We start from the raw sequence: 18563 nt of genomic DNA, 5'->3' as shown, positions 1-18563 counted from the left end.
ACCCCTGCTAATCAGCTGATTTTTGCAATGAAATCATGCTTATAAAAGCAATATTTAAACCATAAATAAATTTAGGTGTAGAATGTAACAAAATATGTTTTCTACAGCAATCTATTTATTATGGTTATAACTGAAGCTTTCAAAACATAGCTATTCTTAAGCAAATTACAATTAGCATGCAGGTATGATTAGTAATTTTGCTAAAATAGCACCTAATCCCAATCACAAAAGTAAAGATTCTAGATAACGAGTCCTCTCGTTCATCTTGACGTACTGCTATTGATGTTTTATTACTGCCTATGAATGCTCTATTTCGCTTTTTCGAAAACCGCCTACCCGCCTTTCCAGATACACCTATGCCATTGCCATCACCTCGCGATGGCATGCTGAAGTTTTTGTGGGCATGTACCAATGGCCTACGCGGCTGGCTACTAATCTTTATGATTTTGTCCGCTGGTATCGGTATCTACGAGGCCATGCTGTTTGCTTGGATAGGTAATATCGTCGATTGGTTGGGCGTTTATACGCCGCAAAACTTATGGGTAGAAAAAGGCGATATGCTACTCATCATGCTCGCTGTCATGATAGTGAGCCCATTGTGGATCGCCTTGTCATCATTTATCCATTTTCAGACCTTGCAGGGCGTGTTTCCTATGCAGATGCGCTGGCGGTTTCATCAGCGAATGCTTGGGCAATCCATGCAGTTTTATCAGGATGAGTTTTCGGGTCGTGTCTCAGCTAAGGTAATGCAGACAGCCCTAGCAGTACGCGATACCGTAATGACCGTCACCGATATGTTTATGTATGTCTCTGTCTACTTTATCACCTCAGGGGTGATTTTGTTTAATTTAGACAGCTTACTACTCATTCCATTTGTCATTTGGCTGGTCTTGGTTGCCATTACCATTTGGTACTTTATCCCTAAGCTTAAACAAACAGCGATTGTGCAAGCGGATGCCCGTGCCTTGATGACAGGACGAATCACTGATGCTTATGCCAATATCATGACCGTTAAGCTATTTAGCCATTCTCGTCGTGAGCTAGGCTATGCCAAAAATGCCATGGGACAATTCTTAGGTACGGTACATGCGCAGATGCGCTGGGTCAGCTATTTAGAAGTATCGACCCATCTTATCAGTGTGATCTTGGTCAGTAGTACCGCGGGTATTGGATTGTACTTGTGGCAACAAGGCGCAGTTGGTGTTGGCGCCATTGCTGCTGCGACTGCTATGGCGTTGCGTCTAAATGGTTTGACGCGTTGGATTATGTGGCAGACAGCCAGTTTGTTTGAGAGTATCGGTACAGTTCAAGATGGTATGCGTACGTTGTCAGCACCGCAGACAATCATTGATAAACCTGATGCGCCAGCCCTAGCCGTTACGGACGGGCGTATCGTGTTCGACCATGTTGACTTCAGTTATGAAAATGACGAAGAAGACAATGACCAAACTAGCGAGCCTATTGATAGTACCAACATCGCTAAGCGCGCTCCTAACTCATATATCAAACTGTTGGACAACTTCCACTTAGATATTAAGCCGGGTGAAAAGATTGGTTTGGTTGGGCGTTCAGGTGCTGGTAAATCGACCTTGGTCAATCTGTTACTGCGCTTTTTTGATGTCGATAGCGGTAAGATTCTGATTGATGGTCAAGCTATTGATGCGGTCACACAAGAATCGTTGCGTCAACAGATTGGTATGGTGACTCAAGATACCTCGTTGCTACATCGTACTGTACGTGAAAATATCGCCTATGGTCGTCCTGATGCTACTGATGAAGAGATTATGATCGCTGCCAAACAAGCTCAGGCATGGGATTTCATCAAAGATCTGTACGATGATAAAGGCAATACAGGACTTGATACCCAAGTGGGTGAACGCGGAGTCAAACTATCTGGCGGTCAACGTCAGCGTATTGCTATCTCACGTGTTATGCTAAAAAATGCGCCGATTTTACTTTTAGATGAAGCCACCAGTGCGTTAGATTCTGAGATTGAATATGCTATTACCGAAAGCTTAAATGACATCATGACCGGCAAGACCGTTATTGCTATTGCCCATCGCTTGTCTACTATTGCCGCACTGGATAGACTGGTCGTTATGCATCAAGGCCGTATTATTGAGCAAGGTAGTCATGATGAACTATTGGCATTGAATGGTGTCTACGCTCGACTGTGGCAACGTCAAAGCGGTGGCTTCTTAGGTGAAGATAACTAGGACTTGTTAAGTCAGCTCAATCATAAGAAGACAAACTACAAAAAAATCACTCAAAATAAGTCACAAGGAAGTGTTTATTTTATGGAAGCATTCACAAACCGCATTAATCTTGGCGGAAAACAGGCACGCTATTATGACCTTAGCCAGTTTAATCAGCCGTTAGATTTCAGCTCTACTCCCCGCGCGCCAGCACATTTTTATAGTGGTAATAGTTTTACCGTTGGCACTTATACACCGCTATTAAGTAAGCTAGCCACTGAGTTTGATATCAGCTCACTTGCCCTACGTGGCTACTGGTATGATAAGCCGCAGAGCCGTCGTCTGACGCGCGAGCAAGATGCTGATATGCTGATTGAGTTTTTAGAAAAGACCCAAAATAAGCCTGTCATAGGTATTGGTCATTCGCAAGGGGCTACGGCTACAGCGATGGCAGCTGCCAAACGTCCAGAGCTATTTTCACAGTTATACTTGATCGAGCCAGTCACATTTACCAAACACCAAGCCACCTTATATAACCTTTTGCCACGCTCTGTCCTACTGAGCCGCGAGCCTTTCAAAAGCACCTTAACTAAGCAATCTACTTGGCCAAGTACCCATAGTTATTACGAGAGCCTACGTGCGCAGCGTGCTTATAAACGTATCAGCGATGAGCACTTGCAAGTATTTGCTGAACAAAGCCTGAGCAAAAACACAGATGGTAGCTATACGCTTATGTTTGCACCAGAACAAGAGCTGGCCAATTATTTTGGCGCACCTCATATCGATGCTGCCCTTAAAAAACTACGCTGTCCCTACACGTTGATTACAGGCAAGCCTACCCTGTTCATCAATGACAAAGTACGCAAGCAATGGAAAAAATTTGTCCCAGATAGCAGTCTTATTTCGCTGTCAGATTATGGTCATCTATTGCCAATGGAAGCGCCTGAACTATGCGCTCAAATTATCAACGAGCACTATCAAAGCAGTAAATAAGGATTTACAACGACTAAATTATGACTGACCTCTTTGCTTCTGCACCCACGGATAACTTACTACCCTATGATGGTAAGGTGAATGATTTAGGCGTGATTATCGACGATGCCACTGCCCTTTATCACACTCTACTAAATGAGCTACCTTGGCAATCAGATATCGTGACGTTATTTGGTAAGACCCATATAACCACTCGGCAAATCGTTTGGATGGGAGACGAAGATGCCAATTATCAATACTCGGGGCATGTGCGGCAAACCGTTCCATGGACAGATAAAGTGTTTCACGTGAAACAGAGAATTGAGCAAGCTTTAGCAGAGATTGGCGTCACTGCCAATTTCAACACCTGCCTGCTTAATTACTATCCTTCTGGCGCTGATGGTATGGGCTATCACGCTGATGACGAAAAAGAACTCGGTCATCAACCAGTCATCGCCTCCTTATCGCTTGGTGCCACACGAAAATTTGTTTTTAAGCATAAAAAAACTCAAGACAAAGTTGAACTTTATCTTGAGTCTGGTCAGCTCGTTGTGATGCATGGTGATACACAAACCTTTTGGAAGCATACGATTACTAAGACAAAGACGGTCGATGCTGGGCGAATCAGTCTAACGTTTCGGCATATGCTTACATCTTGATACTATCGCTGACTTAACGAGTCATCTAATTCTTACGCGAGACGGTCCAAAAAACGCTCACGGTAACACTGATAAGCAGCTTCACAAACATTGGCAGTGTAGCTAGCATTAACACCACCTGCGACCACTGCGCCTACCGCTGGAATAATTTGCGCCGCTTTTGTCTTAACGATGTTAGTGGCTACTTTAGTCGCTGTCTGACGCAGTACACGAGACATAACTTCTTCATTAATCTGATTGAATGCTTGAGTTTCTGGATCTTTAATCATCGCATGAGTGTCATCTAACGCCGCTTTACGCTCTTCAACAGAGGCAGAAGTTGCTACAGCCAACAAAGACATAGCAAATAACTGTTCGCCTTCATCATTGATATCAAAGCCATAGTACGTTGCATATTCTCCAATCGCTCGTAGGTTAGCTGTAATAAGCCCAACGACATCAGCAGGGATACCTGCCCAGCCTACAACCCCCGTAGTCACCCCTTGCGCACTGGTTAGCGCTACATATTTGCTCTTAAAAAGCTTAACTTGTTTATCTATAACAGCAATGGGTAGACTTTTGATGTCAGACAGCGTTTTGATAGAGAAGTCGTTAATATCTGCTGCCTCTTGATAGCTATCAATAACGTCTTGAGTGTCCAGTGTCCAATTGGCTGCATCACTCAAAGCACTAATCGTTTCTTCAGTTGCTTTTTTTAGAGAATCGCCAAATTGTGGAGCCTCCATTAACGCATCACCGGCTGCTACCACAGGGGTATTAAGCACTGAGAGCGTCTTATCCAAAATCCCTTTATCAGGGTTCTTCCATGCTTCTATTTCTGCACGGACTTTGGATTCATAAGCAATGTGGTCATCTGTTTTTTCATTGATAGTCATATTATTCCCTTTCTTAGTATCGTTCGCTTTCTATCCTATGATAAATCAGCGAAGACTACAGGGACGTTCTGTTGTCCAAAATAAAACTTTTGTATGATTTGTTAAATCATCAGTTAAGTTTACTGCGTTTCAACAGACATCCCTTTACTAATAAATCCTATCGAACACTACCTAATACTTGGGCAATCTTGACATTCACTCAGCTGCCGCTAAGACAATCTTGCCAAAAGCATCGCCTTTTTGTAGCTCGTGGTGCGCTGCAACGACTTCTGAGAGTGGATAGGTTTTTTGAATTTTTAAAGTTAGCTTACCATCGGCCACCTCCTGTAAAACACGCGCCATATCTTGACCACTACGCTGCGCTTTATAGCCTGCTACTGCTAAGTCTTTTTGCTGACCGGCTTCTTTGAGCTTATCAACCCAGATAGTTGGTAATACATTCACTCGAGCGCCTGACTTGAGCACGCTAAGCGCGCGGACACCTGCTTCATCACCGACTAAATCAAGTAGCACGTCGGCTTGTAGGTCAGGGAAGTCTTCATCTTTGGTATAATCTATCCAGCCCGCCAGCTTAGATACGTCTATCAATTCATCAAGCTTGGCGTACTTTTCTGGCGAGCAAATTACCGTCACCTTGATGTTATCTTGCGCCACCTTATTCATGAGCAATTGGATTAGTAAATGACCGACACCGCCTGCTGGTGCATTAATTACCACATGCTCGCCTGTTTTTATATCAGCAAAATCTACAAATTGTAGCGCCGTTTGTCCAATACAAGGTAAAGCACCCGCCTGCTCTAAGCTGACATTGTCTGGTACTTTCGCAAGCAACTTGGCATCTACTGCCACGTATTGCGCATAGCCACCACCGCTAAAGGTCAAAGCCGCTACTCTATCGCCAACAGCAAACTCGTCGCTATTACTGCTGACTACTTCGCCTGATACATCGAACCCTAAAATAGCTGGCTGATCATTCTCAAACTTGTCTTTGCGAATGTTTTCCGCACCCCAGCCTTTACCTTGGCGAGTTTTATAATCGACAGGGTTAATCCCAGCATAGGCAATTTTTACCAGTACTTGGTCGTCCTGTAGCTCAGGGACATCAGCACCATCTTGATATTTCATTACTTCAGGCTCACCGAACTCGCGTATGAGTACGGCGTGCTGTGTCTTAGGTATATTGTGGTTAGCTTGTTGATTATTATCAGTAGTAGACGTTGTTGCCATCGTAGAATATCCTTATATTTTGTTTATTAGGCTGTACTTGTTATTCATTTTATTGAAACGTTGTGCTGTTAATATCACTTTCAATCGAGAACATAGTTAATTAATAATATGATCAATAAAGACAATTGTTCATATATCGATAGATTGCCAATATAATACATTTAGACGAATTATTATAGTTAGGTATTAGGGCAACATCAGCTCTGCGCTAATGGGCAGATGATCTGATAGCGATGACCAAGGTTTTCCAGTGTGTACCCAAGCATCCTTCACAAGCAAATTGCGCACATAGATACGATCTAAGCTGAGTACTGGCAGTTTTGCGGGAAAGGTTGGCAACAGCTTGCCATGACAATGTTTGAACGCTTCTATCATACCGAGATCTGACGCCAGTTTGTCACAAGACATCTTTTTCCAATCATTAAAATCGCCTGCTAAGATAAGTGGTTGATCCGGCGCAATCTCATTTCGCACATAGTCACTAATCGCTTGATACTGCTTGATACGATCGCGCTCAAACAAGTTCAAATGTGCACACAATACGACAACTGGCATCTCCCAACCGACAGGTTTTACCTCACAGTGCAAGACACCGCGCTGCTCAAGCTTGTTGACCGTAATATTTACATTGTGTTTGGGGTCTAGCGGGAAGCGACTCAATACTGCATTGCCGTGGTGGCCGTTTTCGTATTCGGAGTTTTTACCGTAACTGTTTTGCAAATCTAAAAATTCGCCAAACCATTCATGCTGTGATTGATCTGGGTACTCGTTATATTGCATATTACGCTTGAGGTTTTGGCCCTGCACTTCTTGTAGGCACAAGACGTCTGAACCCACAGACTCTAGCGCCTGAGCAATACCTTGCATCTTCACTTGGCGATTCAGCGGTGACATGCCTTTATGGATGTTGTAGCTAGTTAAAACAAAAGAGGTGGTAGTCATAGTTTGGTTAGTTGTACGCTCATTATTTATGGAGTAAAGATCAATAGCTCAGCTACGATAGCATCCATAGTGATGGTAATGACAGACATAAAAAGAGCACTGGCTCGTATTGAACCAATGCTCTCATATTACACCTATGTATTATCAATGGCTAATTCATAAATGGCTGATTCATAAATGAATATCGCACATAGGTGGCATCGTCAGATTAGTAGCGAGTTACTAGCGCTATTGGTTGATCTTCACCCATGATATCTTGTGGCATAAATACAGCTTCGCCGCCATTGTGAATGACGTGCTCGATGATTTCACCGATTGCATCATCTGTGATGCCTTCCGTAGTAGCATCATTGGCAGGGCTTAACGTTTGTGCCTTTTCATCAATCTTAGCAGATTGTATATAGCCACGGCGTACATAAAGTGTCTCGCCAGCTCCTTGGAAAGCACTTCGATATACTTCCTGCAAGTCAGTCTGCAACATATTCGCACCGCGAGCTTTATCTATTTCACCCAATGCAGCTTTGTGCAGCGATGTGCGATACTCTTCTACAGCTTCTTGCACACTGTCAACGATATGCTGTGCACTACCATCTTCTAGATTGGTCGCATTCGATACTGTAGCAATGATATTATCTGGACGATCGCAGACTTCTTTATAGTAGCCAATATTTTTTGCATCACCAACTATCACAAGAGGCATTTTATGCTCGCCCCATAACTCTTGGACGCTTTTATCGACTTGGTTAAAGAATTCTTTTAAGTGACTGCTTTCGTTGTTTGATGAACGATCTGAGCCACCGTCGCCTGTTGTGTATAGTCCGTTGTTTTCGACAGGGAACTGAATGTTCTCCATGTTGTTTTGTGCATCGTCATCTTTATCGAACTCTCTCACGACGCGGTCATTAGATGCTTCAATCAAACGCGCATTGTCACGGGTTAAGACCACCGTATAATAATGAACCGCACTTGCCATATCACGGACCAAGTCACGCGTAGCAAATCTATCTGAAATCACAACGCGCTCTGTCGTATCAATTGGCATACGGATGACTTGCACATCATCTGTACTAGCAAATATAGCTAACGTATCGAGGTTATAATTGTGATTGAGCTCACTGATTTTATTTTGAATATTATCTAGAATGGTAGTCGCTGTGCGTTTGTCGTACTCCTTCGTCAAACGATCTTCGGCAACTTTCAATTGATTTTTTAGAGCGATAGGATCTTGCTCATTAGCTGGATGTTCACGATACGTTTTAACAAAGATACTTACTGCAGGGTTAGCTTTAGTTTCACGTAAACTTTTAAGAGTCGCTTTCATATATTGCTCCTTGTTTTATTATCGTTCATTTTTAACTTTATGTATTTCTTCACTCATGTACTTTTATAAGTGTAGAAATTTCTATCCGTGTTTTTCTTGCATCCTGTCGATGCATAATATTTAAATTCCATTACCTTGATGCTAACAGCTATACCCCACTCCCTGTAGGGTTAATTTGCAAGCAAATGATAGCGCTTTGTAAGTAGAGCACTCTATATTGTTAAAGAACTGCCTTAACGAACATAGCTACATATTCAGATAATTATCTTGAGAAGTTGAATTTAAATATCAGAATCTCGATGTTTACCTTCAGATTGCTAGCACTGTCCTAATTACTTGAATCGTATAAAAGTGCTTAGGTTGTATTTTTACCAAACGAACCCATCTTTTATATAATCTATATATAAAATAAGAACACACTGTATATTTCCATAGTAGCTAGATTTATTTCATTCTCATTTTGATTAATAATAATTCATTGATATCGGATACCTATATGACACCTTCTCCTTCAGATTTACGCCTTGTCGATTTTACCGACACTGCGCCACATACGTTACAAAACCAAGTAATTGATGCCATTGATGCTGCCAATGCTTTTTTAGATACCTTAACCGTGGTAGAAAGCGATAGTGCTGAAAAAACAAGTGCTGAAAAAATAAGCGCTGAACAAGCTTTAGCAGATGTGATGAGCTTTGACCATATCAATTTGGCATTAGATCGTAGCTGGGGTATTTTGTCGCATCTCAATAGCGTGATGAGCAACGATGAGATTCGCCATGTTCACCATGAACTGCTACCAAAACTATCTGCTTACGGTACGCGAGTGGGCCAACATCAGCCTTTGTTTAATCGTTATCAAGCTATCGTCAATGACACAGATTTCTTTGCTACGTTAGAGCCTGCTCGTGCACGTGCAATCGAACTGGCATTACGTAGCTTTGAGTTATCAGGCGTTGCATTACCTCAAGCTGAGCAAGAAAAGTTTGCCGCTATCCAAAGTGAGTTATCGACCCTGTCTGCAACCTTTTCGGACAATATCTTGGATGCGACGCAAGCATTTGCCCTGCCTTTAGAAGACTCTCAGTTAAAGGGGTTAACAGAGAGTGGTTTGGCACTATTGGCAGATGCAGGCGAGCAATACAAAGCGCGTGAGCTTGCTAGCGGTGCCCTTAGCCAAGCTGATATAGATGCGCTTCCTACTCCTTACTATGTGGCCAGTTTAAATATTCCTGTATATCTAGCGATCATGACTCATGCGGACGATCGTAGCCTACGTGAGAAGCTGTATCATGCTTACGTCACACGCGCCTCTGAGTTTGATACGCATACCAATGCAAAAGGCAACTCATTAAATAACGCTGACAATATGAGTCAAATCCTCTCATTACGTGAGCAAAAAGCCAAGCTACTTGGTTTTGCAAATTATGCTGAAGTATCGCTATCGACCAAGATGGCAGACAGCGTCTTAGAAGTTGAAACATTCTTACGTGACTTAGCAACGCAAGCGACCTCTGCTGCCAAAGCGGATTTGGCACAGCTACAGAAATACGCTAGTGATTATGGCATTGATGAATTGCAACCGTGGGATAGCGCTTACATCGCTGAAAAGGTAAAACAAAGTGAGTTCAGCTTATCGCAAGAGGAAATTCGTCCATATTTCCCATTACCCAAAGTGATTAATGGCTTGTTTACTATCGTTGAGCGTCTATACGGTATCAAAGTACAAGAGCAAAACCATAAAGATGTAGAAAGTGACTCAGTCTCTCGCTGGCATGACGATGTAAGCTTTTATCAATTATTCGATGCTGATGATCGCTTGCTCGGTGGCTTCTACTTTGACTTGTTTGCACGTAGCGGTAAGCGTGGCGGTGCATGGATGAGTGGTTTCCAATCTCGCTATAGCTATGAAGCACAAAACCATCAGCAGCTTCCCGTTTGCTTTATGGTTGGTAATTTCACGCCGGCACTTGATGGCAAACCTAGTTTATTGACCCATGATGAAGTATTAACCTTATTCCACGAGTTTGGTCATGGCTTACATCATTTATTGACTCAAGTCACGGTCGGCGATGTCGCTGGTGTCAATGGCGTCGAGTGGGATGCGGTCGAGCTTCCTAGTCAGTTTATGGAAAACTGGGCTTGGGACGCTGAAGGTATCGCTCTTATCAGCAGTCACGTTGAGACTGGTGAGCCATTACCTAAAGACAAACTTGATGCACTACTAGCAGTGAAAAACTTTCAAAGCGGCATGCAAACACTGCGTCAGATTGAGTTTGCTCTATTTGATTTACTCATTCACGCTCATACGCCAGCACTAAGTTACGATGGTATTTTAGAGACGCTCAATACTGTCCGTCATGATATCTCCGTTATGCAAACACCTGACTATAACCGCTTTGCTAATGGTTTTAGTCATATATTCGCGGGTGGTTATGCTGCAGGCTATTACTCATATAAATGGGCGGAACTGCTGTCAGCTGATGCGTTTAGCAAGTTTGAAGAAGACGGTATTTTCAACCCAGCGACAGGCAAAGCGTTCCGTGAATCTATCTTATCTGTTGGCGGCAGTTTCCCAGCGAAGACCAACTTTGAAAACTTCCGCGGTCGTAGCGCCAGTATCGATGCCTTGCTACGTCATAATGGTTTCACTGATGCTAAAAATATCGATGCGGCAAATACTCAAACGACGCGCGAGGTCATTTAAATGCGTTATCAGTCATCGAGTCCTAAGCGCCGATTTTTAGCAGGGGTGCGTTGTCCAAAATGTCAGGAAATGGATGCGGTCGTGCAAGTCAATATCGTAACCCCTGCCCCAGATGAGTATATTGAATGCACTCAGTGCGGACACACAGAGCAACGCCCCGATCCTGATGCCATTAGTGCAAAGAACCATTTAGAAGATCAGATGGCTCGTGATGCGATGGCAACTGGCACTAGCGGCACTGTAAAATTTAAGCCTTAGTTATTTAGTTTTCACAACTAAAAACAGATTAAATACTTTATTATTTAATGGTCTATTAAGCCTATCTATCAATAGATAGGCTTTTTATTTTGAGTTTGCTATAGTATGGCTTCTTATATTCTTGACATGAATCGATCATAATATGAAACCAGACAACATCCGGCCTTCATCAACCCGCGCTTCCAAGAAAAAACAGACTAAAACACGTCAGAAAATTTTGGCAGTACTTATCTCAGTATTGCTACTTATCGTCATTGTCTACCTTATCGTAGGAAGGTCTGGCACTCAGTCCACACTCCCTACAGATAACGCCACTTCAGCACCAGTAACTGACCAATCACAGACAGAATCAGTCACAGACAGCACTTCAGAAGTATCAGATGATTCTGTGATTGACGACGGTGTGCTCATGGATGAAAACTCTGGAGCAGCCAATAATGACAGTACTGCGATACCAAATCCTACTGCTATATTAGATGCGCCGCTACCAGAAAATGATAGCTTGGCGAAAGAAGAGATTGATCGTTTAGAAGATGAACGTCAGCGACTGGCCGAACAAGAAAAGTTAGCCGCTGAACAAGTGGCTATGAATAAGCAGTTGACTGATATGAAGGCAGAACAAATTGCGCTACTCGAACAACAAATTGCTCAGTTAGAAGCAAACGACTCTAATAAAGCGACGGTTCAATAACCGTATACTTGATTTGGTTATAGAGAGGCTTACGATGGCGATTTTGCAATTCACACATGCCTCTATTTTAAATAGCAATGCACAGTTGCTTGTTTTACCTGTCAACAATACTGGTATCGTTTTAGATCCTGTACTCACACGAGCGAAAACTCTATTTCCTGATAATTATAGTCGCTATCATCGCGCGTGCCGCGATGGTAGTCTGAATGTTGGTAGCTGCTTACTTAATAAGCGTACACGTGAGCTGGTCGGACTTGGTATCAGTAGTAACGGTAACCAGCCAAACTATATTGCCAACCTTGTGATATCAAACCATCCTTATCATCCAGCGCGCACACGTTGGCTGACTGCTGCCTTGATTGATTTGCAACAGCAAATAATGCCGCTTATACGTTACCAAGGCATACGCAGAGTTGCATTGCTTGCGCGGCCACTTATCTCAGGCAGACCACGTGATATCGTATCCAATGAAAGCAATACAGCAGATACTCTGCCTTTAGACTGGCATGCTGTTACTTTGCCATTATTAACTGAGTATTTACAAGACCTACCAAAACTTCGTATCGATATACACCTGCCTAAAAGCATTGAGTTATAAATGGCCTTTTAGCTAGCCAGTCATCGTCTTTTTGAGCACATAAAAAAACCGCCTTGAATACTCATAACGAGCATTTCAAGGCGGTTTTTTCTTATTTAAACCACATCAGATATTGAGTATTAGTTCTGCTCAACACCTTTCATAGTTAGTTTGATACGACCACGGTTGTCAACGTCTTGTACAAGTACTTTAACGACCTGACCTTCTTTTAGGTAGTCTGACACATTCTCTACGCGCTCTTCTGCGATTTGTGAAATATGTACTAGACCATCAGTGTTTGGCAAGACATTTACAAATGCACCGAAGTCGACGATACGAGCAACGGTACCTTCATAAGTTTTACCAACTTCAACTTCAGCAGTGAGTGCTTCGATTTTACCGATAGCTGCCTTGGTCGCTGCTTTGTTTTCACCAAAGATACGGATAGTACCTGCGTCATCAATATCGATAACCGCGCCAGTTTCTTCCGTTAGCTGACGGATAGTTGCGCCGCCTTTACCGATAACGTCACGAATCTTGTCCGGGTTGATTTCGATAACCGCGTAGTTTGGTGCATGAGCATTGATTTCAGTACGGCTCTCAGGCAATACTTGGTTCATTGCTTCTAGGATATGGATACGACCTGCATGGGCTTGTTTAAGCGCTTGCTCCATGATATCAGGGGTAATACCTTCGATTTTGATATCCATCTGAAGTGCAGTGATACCGTTTTTAGAACCAGCTACTTTAAAGTCCATATCACCTAGGTGATCTTCATCACCCAAGATATCTGACAATACAGCGAAACGATCGCCTTCTTTAACCAGACCCATTGCGATACCAGCAACTGGTGCTTTTAATGGTACGCCTGCGTCCATCAATGCCAAGCTTGCGCCACAAACAGAAGCCATAGAAGATGAACCGTTAGATTCAGTGATTTCTGATACCACACGAATCACATACGGGAAACGCTCACTATCTGGCAACATTGCTTGTACACCGCGGCGTGCTAGACGACCATGACCGATTTCACGACGTTTTGGAATACCTTCACGGCCCGTTTCACCAACTGAGAAATGCGGGAAGTTATAATGCAGCATGAAATGGTCACGAATCGTGCCACCTAGTGAGTCAATCATGTTGACGTCACGGCTGTTACCAAGTGTGGTAGTAACCAATGCCTGCGTCTCGCCACGTGTGAACAATGCTGAACCATGCGTATATGGCAATACACCAACTTGTACGTCAAGCGCACGAACTGTCTCAGGGTCACGACCATCGATACGCGGCTTACCTGACAAGATGTTGTCACGAACGGTACGATATTTAAGGTCGTTATAGATTTCTTTAAGCTCAGATACGGTATCAGCATAAGTTTCTGACTCAGCATCACCAGCAAGTGCATCAATAATTGACTGCTTAATTTCATCAAGCTTGGTGTAACGTGCTTGCTTATCAGTAATGGTATAAGCGTCAGCAACTTGTTCGCCGAACTGCTCTTTCATGCTGCTAATAAGGGTTTGGTCACGCTCAGGAGCAGAGTATTGCTGCTTAGCAGTACCGATTTCTTCAGCCATTGAAGCAATGTTATCAATAACGATTTGTTGTTGCTGATGGCCGTACAATACTGCACCTAGCATCTGGTCTTCTGACAGCTCTGCCGCTTCAGATTCAACCATTAATACCGCAGACTTAGTACCAGCCACAACCAAATCCAGATCACTGGTTTCAAGCTGCTCAGACGTTGGGTTTAGAACGTATTCGCCGTTAATGAAACCAACACGAGCGGCAGCAACAGGACCATTAAATGGCGCATCAGAGATAGCCAATGCTGCTGAGGCACCGATTAGTGCAGCGATATCTGCAGACTGAGTTTTATCTGATGATACAACTGTTGCGGTGATTTGGATTTCGTTTACGTAGCCTTCTGGGAATAGCGGACGAATCGGACGGTCAATCAAGCGTGAAGTTAAGGTTTCAAATTCGCTCGCACGGCCTTCGCGTTTACCGTAAGCACCTGGAATTTTACCTGCTGCATACATTTTTTCTTGATAATTAACCGTTAGCGGAAAGAAGTTTTGACCTTCTTTAGCTTCTGATTTCACGACTGCTGCAACTAATACGGTTACGCCGCCCATGTGTACTAAAATAGAGTTTGCTTGACGGGCAATACGACCTGTCTCGATAACAACCTGCTGGTTGCCATACTGAAATTCACGCTTAATGGTGTTGAACATTGTCATATAATCTTCCTAATGTTGACTGACAAAACTGATATCAGCGTCAAAAAAATCTGATATCTGTCATTAAAATTCTGTGTATATGGCTATCCGTTGATATGTTTTCTATTAGAAATCATCGCAACCAATGCCAATAACGTTACTTGGTTATCTCATATATTTGTCTGAGTTAGACATCGTACTATTATGTATATTCGGTCGTGCAATTTTGCCTTTACTATAAATACTATCAAAAAGACATTAAGTCAAAAGACTTCGATGCTAAAAACCCTACAGGCTATTTTCTGAACTTTCAAATATCAGCTATCTGCGCTGATTACCAAGCCAAATCATAAATATCTTAACAATAATCGCCATATCTGTAGCAGATGCGCTATCAAACTAACAAGGCATTATTTTACAGTGATTTATAGCCATTGACCAATTAATTGCACAGTAGCGCAATTATCATCAGAAAATACCGCATTTGAGGCTTGGTTAGTACAGTTTATACCAATATTCCTCTTAGCTATTCTAGAGAAGGGGTTCTACCTCTTACTACTTGAGCACAGTATCTAAAACGAATAAGCATAAAAAAACGGCGTGAAACTATTCCACACCGTTTTTAGAAAAATCTATTTTATCGATAACAACAAACAAGTTCCAAGCGATTTAGCAAAAAATTCAGCATTCACTCGTACTATTGTCGTTAGATTAACGACGTAGACCTAACTGGCTGATTAGAGTAGTGTAACGACCAAGGTCTTTACCTTTTAAGTAATCAAGCAGTTTACGACGCGTGTTAACCATACGGATAAGACCGCGACGGCTATGATGGTCAGCTTTGTGTGCTTTAAAGTGGTTCTGCAAATCATTGATACGAGCACTCAACAAAGCTACTTGAACTTCTGGAGAACCAGTGTCATTTTCGCCACGTTGGTATTGAGCGATGATTTGTTCACGATCGGTATTAGTTAGCATAAATATCTCCGGCAATGCTAAAAACTTTAAAAAGCGGACTGCAATTTGAGTCAGTATTAAAGCAATAGAATAATAAATAAAATAACCTGTACGCCATTCAGGACAACCCTGCATTACTAGAGTTGACCTAGTGTACGACAAGCTCAGTTAACAACCATTTAGCATGTTTTGAATCGTACATTGTAGTTAACTATAGCACTACTTAATCAAAGTAATGGGCTAACTACAGTACATCATTCAAAACCTAATTTAAATGTGGGGGTAATTATAACAAAAAACTGCTGAACTAGCAGCAGTTTTTCATAATACTTGTAAAGCGACATTTAATTTCTAGTAGCTAGTATTCTATAGATAACTATCTATTAAGTGCCTACCTAGGCTACTTACTAACGTCAGACTCTGTCGCATTGCCGCCTAGTTCATCATCTTCAAGAGGCGCGGCAGTAGTTACTTCCGCTAAGCTGTCTGGGGCAGTATGCTCGCTTGGATTAATTTCTTCTGCAAGCTTTTCAATCTCTTTTTCCTGCTCGTCCATATTGTTCGGTGAATTACTCATATTAGCTCCTGAATTATTATTTTGTGGACTAACTGTCGTTGCACTCATCGATCATAAGACGTGCAAACTATAAACATATCAATGCCACCTATTACAGGTGGCATATTAAAAACTTACTTATCTTCTTTCGCGTTTTCTAAGTTAGCTGCGATACGTTCTGCTGCTGCTTCGCTGTTTTCACTATGATTATCTTCAGTTTGACTTTTAAGTGCTGCTTCTGCTGAATCAGAACGTTGTTGCTCAAGCTTAGTATCGTTTGGGTTAGAGTTTGACATAGTATCTTCCTTAGTTATGGTTATAAATGTTAGTTGTACAGAATTTAGATTTAATAGTACTTAGTTAATTAAACTTGTCTGGTTAGAAGTCAAAATTCTAAGATAATGCTTTATCTATGGCATCAACAAAATTGGGTATATCGTCTGGGTTACGCGAAGTAATAAGATTACCATCTACCTGCACTGTCTTATCTACGTAGTTTGCTCCAGCGTTTTCTAAATCTAGTTGCAAAGTAGGATAAGCGGTAAGGGTTTTGCCTTTAGCAATATTTGTATTGATGAGAACCCAAGGAGCATGACAAATAACAGCTAGTGGCTTTCCTGCTTCATTTATAGCATTGATAATTTGATGAGCCTTTTCGTTACCACGAATAGTATCAGCGTTGACAGTACCACCTGGTAACACCAATGCATCATACTCAGAAACGTCAGCATCTTCTGCAAAGATATCAGCAGTAAAAGTATCACTCTTATTTACGTCTTGCTGCATGGCTTGCACTTCTTTTTTATCATTTGTTGTTATGAGAAGTGTTTTGTAGCCTTTGTCTTTTAGCTGATTATTAACGTCTTCGTACTCTGCTTGTTCGAAGTGGTTATGCAGTAAAAAAGCGATCGTTTTCATAACTTTCCTTCTTCTTATCTATTAGTTTTTGTGAGCCAGTATATTTTTATAAGCTAATTTTATTATTATTCAGTAGTACATTTTCCTTTGAACTATTTTATTTTTATTCAAATGCGTCCTTTCTGCATTAATTTTTTCTTTTAATTGTCTATTTTTTAATTATTAGCTTTATAGCAATTTTTTATTCTTATAATATTTATCCATTTTATTTTTTAGCTCAGCATTTCCTATCTGATGAATCTAGAGTACAAAAAAAACAGGTTTCACCATAGGCGAAACCTGCAATAAAATGTGACGGTATGTGATTAGTGTAAACTATTAGTAAATCAGGCCAACGTTAGGTGGTAGTTTCTCTATTTAAGTAACATTGGTGAAAACGTGACTATTAGCGCTGAATCAATTTCTTAGGTTGTAGACGTCCATTTAAGCTCACAGACCCCAAACCGAGAAATTCTCCCTGCTCATTGAGTAAACGTATATCAATAGGTATTTCATGCTCTAGGAGCTGAGGCGCATCAAGACCAATATTAGCTTTACTGTGAGTACTAGCATCATCATTAATATCGACAGAGCTATTCTTAGACAGCTGGTCAGAAACCATTCTAGCAACATAATCCTTGAGCTTACCTGTTAGCTCATCAAATACGTTTAAGCGTTGCCCCATATGTACGCGGGCGCATTGTTCCTCTGTCAGCGTCAGCTCAGCATCGATATCAATACAAGCATCGGTAGGCAGCAGCCAAGACTGACGCCCCTCTAAACTATGCTCTTCTAATAATGATACAGCGATCGCATCATCAATGCTGAAGCTCCCTACTTGTGTACGACGCAATGCCGTCAAATGTCCTAGCGTACCTAGCTGCTTTGCAATATCTTCCGCTAATACACGTACGTAAGTACCTTTCGTACAAGTAACCGTTAGATTAATCTGGGTATCATCTATCATCTGTAGATTAATTGCTTTAATCGTGATATCTCTGGGCGGTCTATCAACCTCAATACCCGCGCGAGCATATTCATACAGTTTTTTGCCATCTTTTTTTAGCGCTGAATACATCGGTGGTATCTGCTGCTGAGCGCCCAAAAACTGCTGGGCAATAGTCGCTAATGAGGCTTCATCAAATTTTGGGATAGAAGCCTGCGTTACGATTTGGCCATCAGCATCACCAGTATCGGTTTGACTACCTAGCAAGATAGTCGCTTGGTAAGATTTATCAGCATCCAGTTGATAATGGCTAAACTTGGTAGCTTCACCCAAGCAAATAGGCAGCAGGCCAGTTGCCATCGGATCAAGCGTCCCTGTATGCCCTGCCTTTTTACTATCGTGTATCGGTGATTTAAATAAATACTTCACTTTTGACACAACTTGCTGCGAGGTCATACCTTTGGGTTTATCCACCAATATAACACCTGAAACTTTTACTTTTTCAGATACTTTATTAGCTTTTTTATCAACTTGCTTAGACGCTATAGACATAATAATAAT

General features: G+C 42.0%; 17 protein-coding genes. 7 read left to right on the top strand and 10 right to left on the bottom strand.

Going from position 1 to position 18563, the window contains the following annotated elements:
* Positions 1 to 299: 299 nt before the first annotated feature.
* The 3 genes from QO187_RS08335 to QO187_RS08325 all read left to right on the top strand — a co-directional run bounded on the left by QO187_RS08335 (position 300) and on the right by QO187_RS08325 (position 3826).
* Entirely contained in the window at positions 300 to 2216 is a 1917-nt protein-coding gene (locus QO187_RS08335; RefSeq protein ID WP_102092668.1) for an ABC transporter ATP-binding protein, read from the top strand.
* Positions 2217 to 2297: 81 nt separating this feature from the next.
* Positions 2298 to 3188 carry an alpha/beta fold hydrolase gene (locus QO187_RS08330; protein ID WP_102092667.1) on the top strand — a complete coding sequence of 297 codons (891 nt, stop codon included), beginning with the start codon at positions 2298 to 2300 and terminating at the stop codon, positions 3186 to 3188.
* 20 nt (positions 3189 to 3208) lie between these two features.
* Positions 3209 to 3826, top strand: coding sequence for an alpha-ketoglutarate-dependent dioxygenase AlkB (locus tag QO187_RS08325; RefSeq protein ID WP_102092666.1), 618 nt, complete (start codon positions 3209 to 3211; stop codon positions 3824 to 3826).
* A gap of 32 nt (positions 3827 to 3858) precedes the next feature.
* Here the strand turns inward: QO187_RS08325 and QO187_RS08320 are convergent, their stop codons facing one another.
* The 4 genes from QO187_RS08320 to QO187_RS08305 form a co-directional block, all read right to left on the bottom strand.
* Positions 3859 to 4701 carry an EcsC family protein gene (locus QO187_RS08320; RefSeq protein ID WP_102092665.1) on the bottom strand — a complete coding sequence of 281 codons (843 nt, stop codon included), beginning with the start codon at positions 4699 to 4701 and terminating at the stop codon, positions 3859 to 3861.
* A gap of 195 nt (positions 4702 to 4896) precedes the next feature.
* Positions 4897 to 5928 carry an NADP-dependent oxidoreductase gene (locus QO187_RS08315; protein ID WP_101204652.1) on the bottom strand — a complete coding sequence of 344 codons (1032 nt, stop codon included), beginning with the start codon at positions 5926 to 5928 and terminating at the stop codon, positions 4897 to 4899.
* A 186-nt stretch (positions 5929 to 6114) separates the two neighbouring features.
* A complete protein-coding gene (locus tag QO187_RS08310) occupies positions 6115 to 6870 on the bottom strand; it encodes an endonuclease/exonuclease/phosphatase family protein (RefSeq protein WP_102092664.1) in 756 nt (251 codons plus the stop codon).
* A gap of 208 nt (positions 6871 to 7078) precedes the next feature.
* Positions 7079 to 8191, bottom strand: coding sequence for a hypothetical protein (locus QO187_RS08305; RefSeq protein ID WP_102092663.1), 1113 nt, complete (start codon positions 8189 to 8191; stop codon positions 7079 to 7081).
* A gap of 496 nt (positions 8192 to 8687) precedes the next feature.
* Between QO187_RS08305 and QO187_RS08300 the strand changes: the two genes are divergently transcribed.
* The 4 genes from QO187_RS08300 (at position 8688) to QO187_RS08285 (ending at position 12445) form a co-directional block, all read left to right on the top strand.
* Positions 8688 to 10898, top strand: coding sequence for a M3 family metallopeptidase (locus QO187_RS08300; protein WP_102092662.1), 2211 nt, complete (start codon positions 8688 to 8690; stop codon positions 10896 to 10898).
* On the top strand, positions 10899 to 11156 hold the full coding sequence (locus QO187_RS08295; protein WP_102092661.1) for a YheV family putative metal-binding protein: 258 nt from the start codon (positions 10899 to 10901) through the stop codon (positions 11154 to 11156).
* 142 nt (positions 11157 to 11298) lie between these two features.
* Positions 11299 to 11847 carry a hypothetical protein gene (locus tag QO187_RS08290; protein ID WP_102092660.1) on the top strand — a complete coding sequence of 183 codons (549 nt, stop codon included), beginning with the start codon at positions 11299 to 11301 and terminating at the stop codon, positions 11845 to 11847.
* A gap of 34 nt (positions 11848 to 11881) precedes the next feature.
* A complete protein-coding gene (locus QO187_RS08285) occupies positions 11882 to 12445 on the top strand; it encodes a hypothetical protein (RefSeq protein WP_102092659.1) in 564 nt (187 codons plus the stop codon).
* A gap of 119 nt (positions 12446 to 12564) precedes the next feature.
* Here the strand turns inward: QO187_RS08285 and pnp are convergent, their stop codons facing one another.
* The 6 genes from pnp to truB all read right to left on the bottom strand — a co-directional run bounded on the left by pnp (position 12565) and on the right by truB (position 18554).
* Positions 12565 to 14667, bottom strand: a complete 2103-nt coding sequence (gene pnp, locus QO187_RS08280; RefSeq protein ID WP_102092658.1) for a polyribonucleotide nucleotidyltransferase — start codon at positions 14665 to 14667, stop codon at positions 12565 to 12567.
* Between the two features lie 690 nt (positions 14668 to 15357).
* The gene (gene rpsO / locus QO187_RS08275) at positions 15358 to 15624 is read right to left on the bottom strand and encodes a 30S ribosomal protein S15 (protein WP_045443035.1); all 267 of its coding nucleotides are present in this window, start codon (positions 15622 to 15624) and stop codon (positions 15358 to 15360) included.
* Positions 15625 to 16003: 379 nt separating this feature from the next.
* The gene (locus QO187_RS08270) at positions 16004 to 16180 is read right to left on the bottom strand and encodes a hypothetical protein (RefSeq protein ID WP_185156578.1); all 177 of its coding nucleotides are present in this window, start codon (positions 16178 to 16180) and stop codon (positions 16004 to 16006) included.
* 113 nt (positions 16181 to 16293) lie between these two features.
* Complete coding sequence (locus QO187_RS08265; RefSeq protein WP_185156577.1) at positions 16294 to 16455, bottom strand: hypothetical protein; 162 nt, start codon at positions 16453 to 16455, stop codon at positions 16294 to 16296.
* Positions 16456 to 16552: 97 nt separating this feature from the next.
* Positions 16553 to 17077, bottom strand: coding sequence for a type 1 glutamine amidotransferase domain-containing protein (locus tag QO187_RS08260; protein ID WP_102092657.1), 525 nt, complete (start codon positions 17075 to 17077; stop codon positions 16553 to 16555).
* A gap of 385 nt (positions 17078 to 17462) precedes the next feature.
* A complete protein-coding gene (gene truB / locus QO187_RS08255) occupies positions 17463 to 18554 on the bottom strand; it encodes a tRNA pseudouridine(55) synthase TruB (protein WP_102092656.1) in 1092 nt (363 codons plus the stop codon).
* Between the last annotated feature and the right edge of the window lie 9 nt (positions 18555 to 18563).

This window comes from Psychrobacter sp. Arc9 (assembly GCF_041431295.1).
Lineage (GTDB): Bacteria > Pseudomonadota > Gammaproteobacteria > Pseudomonadales > Moraxellaceae > Psychrobacter.
Note: the sequence above shows the minus strand (reverse complement) of the source record. Positions and strands in the feature narration are given on the sequence as shown.